This is a genomic window from Pseudonocardia autotrophica (assembly GCF_003945385.1).
Lineage (GTDB): Bacteria > Actinomycetota > Actinomycetes > Mycobacteriales > Pseudonocardiaceae > Pseudonocardia > Pseudonocardia autotrophica.
Window position 1 is genome coordinate 177,020 of the sequence record NZ_AP018920.1, and the last position, 14,250, is coordinate 191,269.

Here is a 14,250-nt window from a genome sequence, read left to right on the forward strand (position 1 = left end):
TCCTCTCCCCGCGGCCGGTCCCGGCGCAGCCGCCGGTGTGCAGACCGCTACCGGTCGGTACGGCGGCGACGGAACCCTACCGGCGGCCGCCGCGGGGTGCTCTGGGAACACCCATCGAGATGATCATGATCCGACGACGCGCCCCGCGTCGCAGGCGGTGATCCGCCAGAGCGCGTTGTCGCCCTCCTCGGCGAGCAGCTCGAAGCCGTCGGCGTCCTGCAGGTCGTCGAGTCCCGGCCAGTTCGACGCCAGCGGATCCGGCTCCCAGAACGTCGGCGGCGCGGTGATCACGTATCCGACGCCGGTCTCGGCGACCGCGGCGCACACCGCCGGATCGGTCGAGGCGTCCCGCAGCCGGTCGGCGATCAGCAGCTGGTCCTCCGACCACACCCCGGTGAGGTGCGGGAACAGCACCTTCCGGTCGGTCAGCGGCCACAGCATCGCGGTGCCGGCCCACGGGTTCTGCACGACGACCGCGTCCGGCGGCAGCAGCTCGCCTGCGTACCGGAGGAACTGCGCCTGCTCCGGGCCGACCAGCACCTGCTCCGGGGTCTGGTAGATCCCGGCGAGCTGGTCGATGTGTGCGCGCTGGTAGAGCCCACCCGAGGTCACGACGACGGCGAGCACCCCGACCGCCACCAGCACCGCGGCCCGTGGCTGCGGCAGGGTCTGCACCGAGGGGGCGGCCCGGGTGAGGGCGTCCCGCGCGACGCAGGCGACCCGGCGGGCCAGCGAACACAGCGCGACCAGGCCGAGTGCGGCCAGCGGCGCCGCGGTCACCGGGACCAGCGCGGCGATCCGGGGCGCGTCGTTGTACCAGACCCCGGTCCACACCGAGGACCACGTGCTCGCCCCGATGATGTAGAGCGTGCACACCAGCACGTGCGATGGCACCAGCCAGGCCGTCCGGGACCGGCGCAGCGCGACGATCGACCCGACGACGGTGAGCAGCGCGATCGACCAGGCCGGATCGTTGCCGTCCGGGCTGTGCAGCAGCGCGTTCCGCGCGGCGCCGAGCAGTCCGACCTGCGGCTCCCAGTAGTAGCCGCGGATGCCGTCGAGGATCGGCGAGACGAACATGAACCAGGCCAGCCCGGCGCCCACCGCGGCGACCACGGGCACCGTGGCCAGCGTCCGCAGGTTCGCCCGCAGGCCGGACCGGAAGCTGCGCCGGATCGCGCCGGCCAGCCCCCACAGCACCGGCGGCACGGCCACCACGACCAGCCCGAACAGCGCGTTGGGATGGGCGAACCCGAGCGCGGGAACGGCTGCCGCGACCGGGAGCCAGCGGGCGACCCGGCCCGGTGGGTACGGGCCACGCCGCGCCGGGCTGGCCGGATCGGGCCCCAGCCCGGGGCGGGCCGCGATGGCCACGGTCGCCAGTGCCGCCGGGATCAGCGCGACGCCCAGCAGGTTCGGCCACAGCGCGCCGTAGGTGACCAGCGTCCAGGGGAACGCGATGAAGCCCAGCGCCAGCACCGGCGCGGCGAGCGCGGCACCGGCGGACCGGCCGACCAGGGTGCGGACCAGCAGCAGTACCGACAGCGGCCAGATCAGCAGCGTGGTCACCAGTGCGACCACGTTCGACGCGACGACGATCTCGCCCGGCCCCGGCGTCAGCGGCACCACCAGCGAGACGACGTCGTGCCACGCCGACGGGTAGAAGCCGGGGGAGTTCACCAGCCCTCCGACGGTCAGCGAGGACGCGTCGGAGGTGTTCAGGATCCGGGCGACGGCGTTGTAGTGGAAGTTCGAGTCGAACGTCTGGGACAGCGCGTCCGGCCGGTCCATCCCGCTGATCGCGGCCCGGAAGCCCAGCACCCAGGCGATCAGCATCCCGCCGAACGCGGCGAGCCCGGTCCAGCGCCGGTCCGGCCCGCCGGTGCGCAGGGTCGCCCAGGCGGCGACGGCCCGCTCCCGGACGCGTGCGGGTGCCGGCAGCAGCGGCCGGCGGGTCACCAGCCGCCGGGTCCCGACGACCAGCAGCGCGGCGAGCACCGCGGCCGCGATCGGCACCGCGCCGCTCCACGGGATGCCCAGCAGGCTCCCGGCGACCGCCGAGCCGGCGATCAGCCCGACCGACAGCAGCGGCGCCGCACCCCACGCGGCGATGCCGCGCAGCCCGGCGGCCACACCGACACCGAGCCCGGGCAGCGTCACCCAGGCCGCGGCGAGCAGAACCAGGGGAATGGCGGACAACCAGCTCACCGCAGGCCGACTCCTCCCCGTTCTCCGACGCCACGAGGGGCCGATACTCAGCGGGGATGCCGGTTACGTCCGCTTCCGCGGCCCGCCTGAGAGGGTACCGAAGCCGCTCGGTGCCCTCGATCACGGCTGCCCTACCCTCGTGGCTCGTGAGTCTCGCCAGCAACGACCTCGCCGGCTACGACCCGGCCGCTTACGACCTGATCGTCGTCGGGTCCGGGTTCTTCGGCCTGACCGTGGCCGAGCGGGTGGCCGAGGGCCTCGGGAAACGCGTCCTGGTGCTGGAGCGCCGCAACCACATCGGCGGCAACGCCTACTCGGAGGCGGAGCCGGAGACCGGGATCGAGATCCACCGCTACGGGGCGCACCTGTTCCACACGTCCAACGAGCGGGTCTGGGAGTACGTGAACCGGTTCACGTCCTTCACGAACTACCAGCACCGGGTGTTCGCCCGGGTCGGCGAGCAGGTCTACGCCTTCCCGATGAACCTCGCGCTGATCAACCAGTTCTTCGGGAAGGCGCACAGCCCGGACCAGGCGCGGGAGCTGATCGCCGAGCAGTCCGCCGAGGTGGCCACCGGCACCGCGGCGAACCTGGAGGAGAAGGCCATCTCGCTGGTCGGTCGGCCGCTCTACGAGGCGTTCGTCAAGGGCTACACGGCCAAGCAGTGGCAGACCGACCCGCAGAACCTGGACGCGTCGATCATCACCCGGCTGCCGGTCCGCTACACCTACGACAACCGCTACTTCAACGACACCCACGAGGGGCTGCCGGTCGACGGCTACACCGCGTGGCTGGAGCGGATGGCCGACCACGAGAACATCGACGTCGTGCTGGAGACCGACTTCTTCGCGGTCCGCGAGCAGCTCCCGGACGACGTCCCGGTCGTCTACACCGGTCCGCTGGACCGCTACTTCGACCACGCCGAGGGCGAGCTGGGCTGGCGCACCCTGGACTTCGAGATGTCGGTCGAGCCGACCGGCGACTTCCAGGGCACCTCGGTGATCAACTACAACGACGCCGACGTCCCCTTCACCCGGATCCTCGAGTTCCGGCACATGCACCCGGAGCGGGACTACCCGAAGGACAAGACGGTGATCGTGCGCGAGTACTCGCGCTCCGCCGAGGCAGGCGACGAGCCGTACTACCCGGTCAACACCCCGGACAACCGGGCCAAGCTGGAGCGCTACCGGGAGCTGGCCCGCAAGGAGACCGCCAACCGCAACGTGCTGTTCGGCGGACGGCTGGGGACCTACAAGTACCTCGACATGCACATGGCCATCGGGTCGGCGCTGACGATGTACGAGAACCGCATCGTCCCGCACCTCACCGAGGGCAAGCCGCTCTCCGGGACCGACGCCGAGGACTGAGCGGTCCCGGGGGCTGGGTGGTCCTGAGAACTGGGCTGTCCTGAGGACTGAGCGGTCCTGGGGGCTGGGTGGTCCTGAGAACTGGGCGGCCCCGGTGGCTGGGCGGTCCCGGGGGCTGGGTGGTCCTGAGGGCTCGTGTGCGTCGGGGTCGAGCGCCCCGGCGGCCGAGCGGTCGCGAGACCGGGCGGCGCCGGTCGTTCAGGGTCCGGGGGTGCGGCTCCCGGGCGCCCAGCCCAGCTCCGCGGACACCGCACCGGCCGCGGCGGCCGTCGTCCGACCCAGCTCGCCGAGCCGGTCGGCGACCCGCCCGCTCGGCCCGATCACGTTGATCGCCGCGACCACCCGGCCGCGGAAGTCCCGGACCGGGGCGGACACCCCGCAGACGCCGGGCTCGAACTCCTCACGCACCTCGGCCCAGCCGCGCTCGGCGGCCTCCCGGATCGCCTGCCACAGCTGCGGGACGGTCCGCACGGTCGCGTCCGGGTGGCCGGGCACCAGATCGTCGACCGCGCCGAACCGCACGTACAGCTCGTCCGGGGTGGCGTCGGCGAGCAGCACCCGCCGGCCGACGTACAGGCCAGCGGCGCGCGGTGACCCTCCCGGCCGGACGTGCGGAACGAGTGCCCGGACACGGTGCGGACGGTCAGCAGCGCGTCGTCGCGCAGCACGCACAGGTGCACGGTCTCCTCGGTGGCGACCGCGAGCCGGTGCAGCACCGGCTCCGCGACACCGGTGAGCCGGCCGTCGGTACCCCGGGCGACCAGTGAGAACAGCCGCCAGCCGAGCCGGTAGACCAGGCTGTCGGCGTCCCGCTCGACCAGCCCGGCGTCGGCGAGCGCCCGCAGCGTCCGCGACACCTGGCTCTTGTCCCGCCCGGTCAGCCGGGCCACCTGCGCGACGCCCAGACCACCGGTGCGATGTGCCTGCGGCGAGGCCAGCGCCTCCAGCAGCTCGATGTCGCGGGCCAGGCCGTGCCCGGTGTGCGGCGCCTGCGTCACCCGTCCGACAGTAGCCGGGACGTGCGGGGTTGCCCGGAGCGCAACCGCGGTTGCGATGCACCGTGCGGGGTGGTCGGACGCCGGGGCCGGCACCTAACGTCGGGTCCCGACCGGCCCGGGGCGCACACGCCCGGTGAACGCGCTCCGGCCGGGAGCCCATCGCCCGACCCCCGGGAACCATGAAGATCACCGATATCACCCTGGACCGCCTGCGGCTGCCGCTGGACCCGCCGCTGCACGCCGCGTGGGATCCGGTCCCGCGACGCGTCTTCGACGCCACGATCGTGCGGGTACACACCGACGACGGCCTCGTCGGCATCGGCTCCGGCGACACGATGGACGGCTTCGACGCCTTCCGTGACCTGTTCGTCGGGCAGGACCCGCTGGCGATCGCGCGGCACGTCAGGGCCATCGAGACCTGCACCTTCCACGGCGGCAACTACTGGCCGCTGGAGGCCGCGCTCTGGGACATCGCCGGGCAGGCCGCCGGGCTCCCGGTCGCGACGCTGTTCGGCGGCACCCACGACCGGGTGCCCGCCTACGCGTCGTTCTGCGTGCCGCGACCGGCCCCGGAGCGGGTCGAGGTCGCGCACCGGGTCGCCGAGGAGGGCTTCCGCGCGGCCAAGATCCGGATCGACCGGGACCGGATCGACGAGGGCGTCGCGACCGTCGCCGCGGTCCGGGACGCGCTCGGCGCGGACTTCACGATCATGGTCGATCTCAACCAGTCCTGGCGGATGGCCGGGGACACCGCCCCCGCGACCGACCTGGCGGGTACCCGCAGGCTGGTGCGCCGGCTCGCCGAGCTCGACGTCTTCTGGGTCGAGGAGCCGTTGCCCTACGCCGACACCGACGGGTTCCGGGCGTTGCGCGCCGAGAACCCCGGCCTGCGGATCGCGGCGGGCGAGATGGCGCACTCGGTGCCCGAGATCCTGGACTGGATCTCCCGGGACGTCCTCGACGTCTACCAGATGGACGTCGTCCTGTCGGTCGGGATGAGCCGGGCCCGCACCCTCGCCGAGCTGGCGATGCTGCGGCACCGTGCCTTCACCCCGCACAGCTGGACCAACGGCATCGGTGTGCTGGCGAACCTGCACGTCGCGGCCGGTGTCGGCGGCGGGCCGTGGTTCGAGTTCCCGTACGACCCGCCGGACTGGACACCGGCCCGCCGGGACTTCCCGCTCGTCGGCGGCCCGGTGGTGGGGGAGGACGGCGCGATCGCCGTCCCGTCCGCGCCCGGACTGGGCGTGGAGCTCGACGAGGAGGCGGTGCAGCGGTGGCGGATCAGGTGAGCGGGTTCTCGATCGAGCCGTCCTGCGCGCTCGAGTTCGGCCCCGGATCGGTGTCCCGGCTGCCCGCGCTGGTCGCCGGACTGGCCGCGGACGCAGCGTTCGTCGTCACCGATACCGGCCTGCGCCGCACCGGGATCGTCGACCGGGTGCTCGCCGGGCTGGCCGCGGCCGGGCTGCGCACCGGGGTGTTCGACGGCATCGGGCCGAACCCGTCCACGACGGTCGTCGAGGCCGGTGCCGCGGCGCTGCGCGACTTCGGGCCGTGCGTGGTGGTCGGGCTCGGCGGCGGATCGGTGCTCGACGCGGCCAAGGGCATCGCACTGCTCGCCACGCATCCCACCGCGCGCGCCACCGACCCGCTCTGGGACTCGGCCGTCGACGGGCTGCCACTGATCGCCGTCCCGACGACTGCCGGGACCGGGGCCGAGACGAACGGGTTCGGCGTCGTCGAGGACACCTGCGCCCGGCGCAAGATCTACCTCGGCCATCCGTCGGTCCGGCCGCGGATCGCGGTGCTCGATCCGGAGCTGACGCTGGGGCTGCCCGCCGCCGTCACCGCGGCCACCGGGTTCGACGCGCTCGTGCACGGCGTCGAGTCGCTCGCCTCGCGCGGCGCGAACCCGGTGTCCGACGCGGCCGCGGCACAGGCCGTCGCGCTGGTCGGGCGATGGCTGCCGGTCGCCGTCGAGCACGGAGCCGACCTGGAGGCCCGGTCGCAGCTGCTGCTCGGGGCGCACCTGGCCGGGCAGGCACTCACCGTCTCCGGGCTGGGGCTCGTGCACGGCATCGCGCACGCCGTCACGGCGCACCTCGGCACCCCGCACGGGGTGGCGCTGGCCGCGGTGAACGAGCAGGTGATGCGGTACAGCGCGGACGCGGCCGTGGGGGCCTATGAGCGGGTGTGGTGGGCGCTGGAGCGCGACGGCGGGGGAGCGCGTTCGGTCGGCGCACAGCCCGACGGCTCGGGAGCAGCGCACCCCGGCGCCGCGGATCCGGCCGGCTCGGGATCAGCGCACCCCGGTGCCGCAGGCAGGGGGCTCGCGCACCCCGCCGACCCGGCCGCGGTGATCGGCACGATCACCGCGCTGGCCGAGGGCGTCGGCGTCCGCCGCACACTGCGCGACCTGGGCGCCACCCGCGAGCTGCTGCCGGTACTGGCCGCCGCCGCGGTCGCCGATCCGGTCACCTCCAACGCCCCGCGCCGCCCGACCGAGGCCGAGGTCCGCGACATCCTCGCCGAGGCCTGGTGAGAGGTACACCAGCGCTCCTCACACCCGCCGGAACAGCCCTGGTGTGACGCTCGGCGGGTGAGCACCTCGGGCTCGGATGCTTGCGGCGGGGCACTAGGGTGCCGGGGTGCGGTGGTGCTGGGTCGTGCTGGCGGGGGTGCTGCTGGTTGCGGGGTGTTCGGGTGCGGCACCGGGTCCCGCGGCGGATCCCGCTCCTCCGGTGAGTTCGGCGGCGGCTCCGGCGAGCCCGGAGCCGGCGATCGCCACCACCGACACGACCGGGGCGCCGCTGCCGGCCGCGGTGCTCGCGACCGCCCGGGTGCTCGACGACGCGCTGTCCTCCGGCGATCCCACCCCGGTCCGCGACCGCTACACCCCGGCGCCGGGCGCGGCGTCCTGGACGGTCGTCGCCGACCGGCTCAGCGACCCCGCGAACCAGGCGAAGCTCGCGTCCGCGCTGCGCAACCCGCCCGAGCCGCGACCGGAGATCGCGTACCTGTTCAGCGACGGCGACCACGGCTTCGGGCTCGCCGCCGACGGACGGCTGGCGTTCGTCGGCGTCGGGCAGCGCGCACCGGGCACCTCGACCGGCGTCCCGGAGCCGACCGGGCAGCCGTTCTGGGCCGGGCTGTCCTACGGGCACGGACGCTCGCTCGACGTCGACCCGTCCGGCACCGGGCTGATGACCTTCCGCACCTACGAGACCTGCCCGTCGCAGCGGCCCGGCGTGCCCTGCGAGCCCGACGGCCCGCAGCAGGTCGGCCGGGTCGACCTGCGGATCTACGACGTCGGCGGCGGCCCGTGGGTGGCCGAGGTGGTGGCGAGCAACGACGAGCCGGAGTTCCCGGTCGGCGACCTGCTGCCGGTCGAGGAGCCCGCGCCGGGCGTCGTCCTGCTCGGGAGCGGGGACCGGACCCTGGTGTTCTGCACCGACGGCGCCACGCATGACGGCTGCGGCGCCTGAACTCGGGCATCGGGTCCGGAGAACTCCCGGTACGACCGCCCCGGGCGAACCGGACGTAGCACTCCGGTTGCGCGGCGCGCCCGACCGCCTCCCGGCGCACCCGCGGCCCGCGGCTACGCTCGGGCGACCCCCCTACCGGGCCGAGCGACGCGGCCGCCCGGGTACGGGAACGACCGGAACCAGCCGACCCCCGAGGCAGTTTCTGCGATGACGACCGCACCGACGGATCGACGAGGCCACCAGGTGTCCGAGACCGCGCAGTCCCCGACGACCGGCGAGACGCTGCTGCAGCGGGTGATCATGCCCCGCCCGGCGGACCCGTTCGCGGTGCGCGCGCTGTACCTCGACGAGCGTCCCGGCACCACGCTGGCCCCGGTCGAGCCGCTGCGGGGCGAGCAGGACCGCCCGCTGTCGCTGACCGTCTCGACCGCCACCGGGCGCCGGACCCGGGTGCACGATCGCACCGGCGCGACCGTCCCGCCGGGCACCGAGGTGTCCTTCGGCTCCTACTTCAACGGTTTCGCCGCCGGCTACTGGCGCGCCTGGTCCACGTTGAGCGCGATCGAGCTGCGCCTGGACCTGGAGGGCACCGGCCGGGTCGACGTGTACCGCACCAAGGCCGACGGCTCGCAGATCTTCGTCACCGGTGAGCTCGTGCAGGGCCGCAGGCAGGTGAACCTGGAGCTGGACCTGCGGCCGTTCGAGGACGGCGGCTGGTACTGGTTCGACCTGTCCACCGATGAAGCCGCCGAGGGTGGCCTGCAGCTGCACGGCGGTGGCTGGCACGCCCCGCACGACGCACCCGGCCGGGCCGCTGTCGTCGTCGGCATGCCGACCTTCAACCGGCCCGCGGACTGCGTCGCCACGCTCACCGCGCTCGGGTCCGATCCGCAGGTGCTCGACACCGTCACCGCGGTGATCCTGCCCGACCAGGGCACCCGCAAGGTCCGCGACGAGGCCGGCTACGAGCAGGCCGCCGCGGTGCTCGGGGACCGGCTGCGGATCATCGACCAGCCCAACCTCGGCGGGTCCGGCGGCTACGCCCGGATCATGTACGAGGTCCTGCACGGCACCGGGCCGCACGCCGGCGGCATCGACTGCGAGCAGATCCTCTACATGGACGACGACATCCTGCTGGAGCCCGACTCGGTGCTCCGCGCGGTCGCGTTCTCCCGGTTCGCCCGCGAGCCGATGCTGGTCGGCGGGCAGATGCTGTCGCTGCAGGCCCGCTCGCAGCTGTCCACGATGGGCGAGGTCGTCGACCGCAACCAGTTCATGTGGCGGCCCGCGCCGGAGACCGAGTCGCACCACGACCTGGCCGCGCGCACCCTGCGCCAGTCGCCGTGGCTGCACCGCCGGGTCGACGTCGACTACAACGCCTGGTGGATGTGCCTGATCCCGCGCCGGGTCGCCGAGGACCTCGGCCTGCCGCTGCCGCTGTTCATCAAGTGGGACGACGCCGAGTACGGCCTGCGCGCCAGGGCCGCCGGCTACCGCACGGCGACCGTGCCCGGCATCGCGATCTGGCACATGTCGTTCATCGAGAAGGACGACTCGTCCGACTGGCAGGCCTACTTCCACTACCGCAACCGGCTGGTCGCCGCCGCGCTGCGCGGCCCGGACGACCCGCGTGCGCTGTTGCGCGAGACCTTCAAGCGCACCCTGCGGCACCTGATGCTGATGGAGTACTCGGCGGTGGCGCTGCAGATCAAGGCGTTCACCGACTTCCTGGCCGGGCCGGAGGCGCTGTTCCCGAAGCTGCCGGTGGTGCTCGACGAGATCCGCGAGCTGCGGTCCCGCTACGACGACGGCCGGCCGCTGAACTCGGCCACCGACGTCCCGCTCGCCGATCTCGACGCGCTGGGCGCCCAGCTGTTCCCGGAGCCGCCGGTGGGGCGCGCGAAGGCCGCGCTCGGCCTGGCCCGCGGCGTCCTGCGCAACCTGCGCACCCCGGATCCTGCGCTGCGCGAGCGCCCGCAGCGCAACGTCCCGTGGGCGAACGCCCAGTGGTTCGTCCTGGCCGGACTGGACTCGGCGACGGTGTCCACACCGGACGGCCGCGGGGTGACCTTCCGGCGCCGTGATCCGCTGCTGTTCAAGCAGATGATCACCGAGTCGGTGCGGCTGCACCGCGCGGTCGCGGCCGACTGGGGGACGCTGCGCGGTCGCTACCGGGCCGCGGAGCCGACGCTGACCGGCCGGGACGGCTGGAAGCACATCTTCGAGTGAATCCCGGGGCCGGACGCCGGGCGCGGCTCCTGCTGCTGCTGGGCATCCTCACCTGCCTGCTCGGCGGTGCCGCCGCGCTCGCCCCGGTGCAGGCGGACACCCCGGCCGTCAGCTGGCCGTCGGTCGACGCCGACCCGATGGCGCCGTCCACGGTGCTGCCGCTCTCGCCGTACCGGCCGCTGCAGCTCACGGTGACGATGTCGTGCGCCTCGGCGAGCGCCGTCGGCGAGGGGGACGTGCTGCGCACGATGCCCGCCGCCGTCGACGACCCGATCACCGCACCGGGGCTGTCGGTGACCGTCTCCGACGGCACGCTGGTGATCCGGTCCGGGCCCGAGGAGCTGTATCGCGGCCCGGTCGGCGAGGGCTGCATGTGGATGCTGTACTCGGGTCCCGACGGCACCGATCTGACCCGGGACGGCCGGGTCGTCGCGGACCGGCCCGATCTGGCCCCGCCGCAGATCGCCGAGCTGTCCACCGCGCTGACCGGATCCGACCTGGACGGTCTCCGGGTGCGGGTGGACACCGACGCCCGCTACGAGTCGTCGCCGACCCCGCTCAAGATCGGCCTGCTGGTCGCGCACCTGATCGCGCTGGGGGCCACCCTGGCGGTCGCCGTCCGCACCTGGACCGGGACCCGGCGGATCCTCGCGGTGCGCCCGCGGCCCGGGATCGCCGACGCCGTCGTGGTCGTGGTGACACTGGCCTGGGCGGTGCTCGGACCGGTCAACATCGACGACTCCTGGTACGCGCTGATGGCCCGCCAGGGCGCCGAGACCGGCGCGATCGGCAACGCGATCTACCAGTTCAACGTCACCGAGGCGCCGTTCACCACCGGCCAGTACCTGATGCAGTTCTGGGGGAGCCTCGCCGGCTGGGGACTGCTGCCGATGCGGGCCGTGCCGGTGCTGCTCGGCCTCGGTACCTGGGTGCTGCTGCGGCTGACGATGGTGGTGCTCGCCGACCGGATCGGCGCGCGGGCCGGGGTGGTCGCGGCGCTCGCCGTCGCCCACCTGGCCTGGTTCCTGCCCTACGGGATCACGCTGCGCCCGGAGCCGGTCGGGACGTTCGCCGCGGCCGGGGTACTGCTGCTGGTCGCCGCCGCGCTGCGCACCGGCGCGGTCGGCCTGCTCGCCCCCGCGACGGCCGTCGCCGTGCTGGGCGTGACCGCCGCGCCCGCCGCGGTGGCGGCCGAGGTGCCGCTGCTGCTCGCGCTGTCGCTGGTGTGGTGGCATCTCGTGCACGCCGGGTGGATCACCCGGTTCGCGACGGTCGCGGTCGCGTTCGCCGCGGCGAGCGTCGTCGTGCCACTCGGGCTGGCCGACGCCACCCTCGCCGACGTGCGGGAATCCGTCGCCGTGCACCGCTGGTACTACCTGCAGTACCCGTGGTGGCGGGAGATCGTGCACTACGCCAACCTGCTCGGCCCGGACGACCAGGGCGCCTGGGGCAGGCGGCTGCCGGTCCTGCTGACGGTGGTCGTCGTCGTGCTGGGGGTGGTCCGGCTCGCCACCCGGCGCGGCACCGGTGGTCCGCTCGGGCGGGCGTTCGGGTTCGCGCTCGCCGCGACCGCGCTCGCCCTGGTGGCCGTCGCCCTCAGCCCGACCAAGTGGGTCAACCACTTCGGTGCCGTCGCCGCCCCCGCCACCCTGCTGCTCGCGATCGCGCTGGCCCGCGGCCCGCTGCCACGGGGCGCCCCGGGCCGGCTGATCGCGGTCGGGACGACGGCGCTCGGCCTGGTCGCCGCCGTCATCTACGCCGGTCCGAACCTGTGGCGGCCGTTCGGGGACTGGGGGCAGCCGTTCGGCAACCACTCGGTGGTCGACGCGCCCATCCACCAGCAGGTGCTCGCGCCGCACCTCGGCTCGTTCTACCTGCACAGCCCGCTGCTGTGGCTGCTGGTCGCGGTGGCCGCGCTGGGCTGGGCGCACCGGCGACGGCGCTCCGGACGGCCGTCCGGTCCCGGGCCGGACGGCGTGCTGCTGCGCACCGCCACCGCCGGTGGGGTGGTGCTGATGCTGCTCGTGTTCACGCTCGCACCGGTGCAGCAGGCCCCCGGCGCGTCGGTCGCGTCGATGAACCTCGCGTCGCTGGGCGGCGAGCCGTGCGGACTTGCCGACGCCGTCACCGTGCAGGTGCCCGACGACGGACCGCCCCCACAGACCGGGCCCGCCGAGCTCACCGGCGCGCTGGCCGAGGGCCCGCCACCGGGCCGCCCCCCGCTGCCCGGACCGGTGTGGCACGCCGTCGGCGCCGGCACACTGCGCACCGGATGGTTCGACGTCCGGCCGGGTGCCGCCGCGCTGCTCGTCCCGGTGACCGGTGAGTTCTCCGACGGCACGTCGGTGACCGTCGAGCTCGCCGTCGGCGCCGACGGCACCGACGGCACGGACGGCACCGACGGCACGGACGGCGCCGACGGCACGGACGGCGCCGACGGCACGGACGGCACGGACGGCACGGACGGCACGGACGGCACGATCCGGCCGCAGCTGCCCGGCTCGGGCACCGACGAGTGGCACGACCTGGAGGTCGACCTGTCCGGCATGTCCGGGGTGTCCCGGGCCCGGCTGGTCGTCGAGAACCCCCCGGGGGCCCTGATCGGTGTCGGCGCCCCGCTGCCGTCCCGGGAACGTCCGGCGTCCGACGTCGTCCGCGGTGATCCGGTGTTCGCCGACCAGGTCTCGGCGCTGCTGTGGCCGTGCGAGGACCAGATCGTCGTGCGGCACGGGATCGCGCAGACCCCGCAGTGGCGGCTGCGGGTCGGTGACGGCCTGGAGGGCGCCACCGAGGACAACGCCTTCTTCGTCCCCAACGGGGGCGTGCTCGCCGGGATCGGGCGGACCGCGACCTTCGACGAGCTGCCGACCCGGCTGGACCCGCCGCCCGGGCGGGCCGCGTTCGGCTGGGGGCACGTCGAGCGGGTGGTGTACGACCACCCGACCGACGGCTACGACCTGAGTGTCGGCACCGAGTGGCGATGGGGCTGGGAGCGGTTGCCGAGCCTGGCGAACAAGGAGTACACGGGGCGGGACTTCCTGGGCTGAGGGAGCGGGTTGCACGGCCCGGCTCCCGGTGGATACCTGCCGATGTGCGGGCCGCGCTCGCCGCCGGCTCGGCGGCGGGTCCGGCTACGTCCGTGTGACGACCCACCCCCGGGCGGAAGTCCGGGTCCCGGACCGAGGTGCCGGGGCGGCGTGCCGGGTGAGGTGGACCCGTGCTCACCACCAGGACCTGGCGCCGGATCACCATCTGGCTGCACGTGCTCACATCCGTCGGCTGGATGGCGCTCGCCGCGTCGCTGGCCGTGCTGCTCGCGCTCGCCGCGGCCGATCCGGTGGCCCGCGCACCGGCGCTGGTCGCCGCGCACCACCTCGACGGGGTGCTGCTCGCCCCGCTCGCCACCGGCTCGGCCCTGACCGGGATCGTGCTTGGCGCCGCGACCCCCTACGGGGTCTTCCACCACTGGTGGACCACGGTGAAGTTCGCGAGCACCCTGACCCTGCTCTACCTGGGGATCGTCGTGCTGTCGGCGTCCCTCGACGCCGCGCACGACGATCCGGCGGCCGTGCCACCGGCCGGCCTGCTCACGGCGACCCTGCTCATGGTGACCGCGATCGGGTTCCAGGCCTGGGTCTCGATCGACAAGCCGTGGGGCCGCACGCCGTGGTCGGCGGGCCGGCCGAAGCCGGTGACGGGGCCGCGGTGGATGTTCGTGGTGGGATGCACGGCGGTCGTCACCGACCTGGTCGTCGGGCTCGTGATCGGGAACCCGGCGCCGGTGCTGTCGGTGCTCGCGCTGGTCGCTGTGCTCACCGGGCGGATGTGGACCGGGCGGATGGGGAACGGCCGCCGGGCTCCCGTCGGCAGGGCCTGACCACGACCGTGCTGCGGGACCCCGGGCACCGGGACACGCGGGCCGCTCCTCCGGGACCCGGTGGCGCGGGCCGCCCGCTCCGGTGG

The 14,250-nt window shown here is 74.5% G+C and carries 9 protein-coding genes and 2 pseudogenes; 8 read left to right on the plus strand and 3 right to left on the minus strand.

What is annotated here, in order from left to right:
• Positions 1–123: 123 nt before the first annotated feature.
• Entirely contained in the window at positions 124–2,208 is a 2,085-nt protein-coding gene (locus Pdca_RS00850; protein WP_085911988.1) for a DUF6541 family protein, read from the minus strand.
• Between the two features lie 146 nt (positions 2,209–2,354).
• On the opposite strand from Pdca_RS00850, the gene glf reads away from it, so the two are divergent.
• Positions 2,355–3,575, plus strand: coding sequence for a UDP-galactopyranose mutase (glf, locus tag Pdca_RS00855; protein ID WP_085911987.1), 1,221 nt, complete (start codon positions 2,355–2,357; stop codon positions 3,573–3,575).
• Between the two features lie 198 nt (positions 3,576–3,773).
• On the opposite strand, the pseudogene Pdca_RS36580 reads toward glf, so the two are convergent.
• Positions 3,774–4,255, minus strand: a pseudogene (locus Pdca_RS36580) (IclR family transcriptional regulator).
• On the opposite strand from Pdca_RS36580, the gene Pdca_RS36585 reads away from it, so the two are divergent.
• A complete protein-coding gene (locus Pdca_RS36585) occupies positions 4,196–4,342 on the plus strand; it encodes a hypothetical protein (RefSeq protein ID WP_232021773.1) in 147 nt (48 codons plus the stop codon). The pseudogene Pdca_RS36580 and the gene Pdca_RS36585 overlap by 60 nt on opposite strands.
• A gap of 93 nt (positions 4,343–4,435) precedes the next feature.
• Here Pdca_RS36585 and Pdca_RS37715 read toward each other — a convergent pair.
• Positions 4,436–4,666: pseudogene (locus tag Pdca_RS37715) on the minus strand (hypothetical protein); the annotation flags it as partial.
• Positions 4,667–4,752: 86 nt separating this feature from the next.
• Between Pdca_RS37715 and Pdca_RS00865 the strand changes: the two are divergent.
• The 6 genes from Pdca_RS00865 to Pdca_RS00890 all read left to right on the plus strand — a co-directional run bounded on the left by Pdca_RS00865 (position 4,753) and on the right by Pdca_RS00890 (position 14,164).
• Positions 4,753–5,865 carry a mandelate racemase/muconate lactonizing enzyme family protein gene (locus tag Pdca_RS00865; RefSeq protein WP_085911986.1) on the plus strand — a complete coding sequence of 371 codons (1,113 nt, stop codon included), beginning with the start codon at positions 4,753–4,755 and terminating at the stop codon, positions 5,863–5,865.
• Positions 5,850–7,115, plus strand: coding sequence for an iron-containing alcohol dehydrogenase family protein (locus Pdca_RS00870; protein WP_085911985.1), 1,266 nt, complete (start codon positions 5,850–5,852; stop codon positions 7,113–7,115). Before Pdca_RS00865 ends, Pdca_RS00870 begins: the two co-directional genes overlap by 16 nt.
• 199 nt (positions 7,116–7,314) lie before the next feature.
• Positions 7,315–8,058, plus strand: coding sequence for a hypothetical protein (locus Pdca_RS00875; protein ID WP_085911984.1), 744 nt, complete (start codon positions 7,315–7,317; stop codon positions 8,056–8,058).
• Between the two features lie 243 nt (positions 8,059–8,301).
• Positions 8,302–10,287, plus strand: coding sequence for a glycosyltransferase (locus tag Pdca_RS00880; RefSeq protein ID WP_085911983.1), 1,986 nt, complete (start codon positions 8,302–8,304; stop codon positions 10,285–10,287).
• Positions 10,284–13,334: an arabinosyltransferase domain-containing protein gene (locus Pdca_RS00885; RefSeq protein WP_085911982.1), complete on the plus strand. Its 3,051-nt coding sequence runs from the start codon at positions 10,284–10,286 to the stop codon at positions 13,332–13,334. Before Pdca_RS00880 ends, Pdca_RS00885 begins: the two co-directional genes overlap by 4 nt.
• 170 nt (positions 13,335–13,504) lie before the next feature.
• A complete protein-coding gene (locus Pdca_RS00890) occupies positions 13,505–14,164 on the plus strand; it encodes a hypothetical protein (protein ID WP_174824273.1) in 660 nt (219 codons plus the stop codon).
• Positions 14,165–14,250 lie beyond the last annotated feature (86 nt).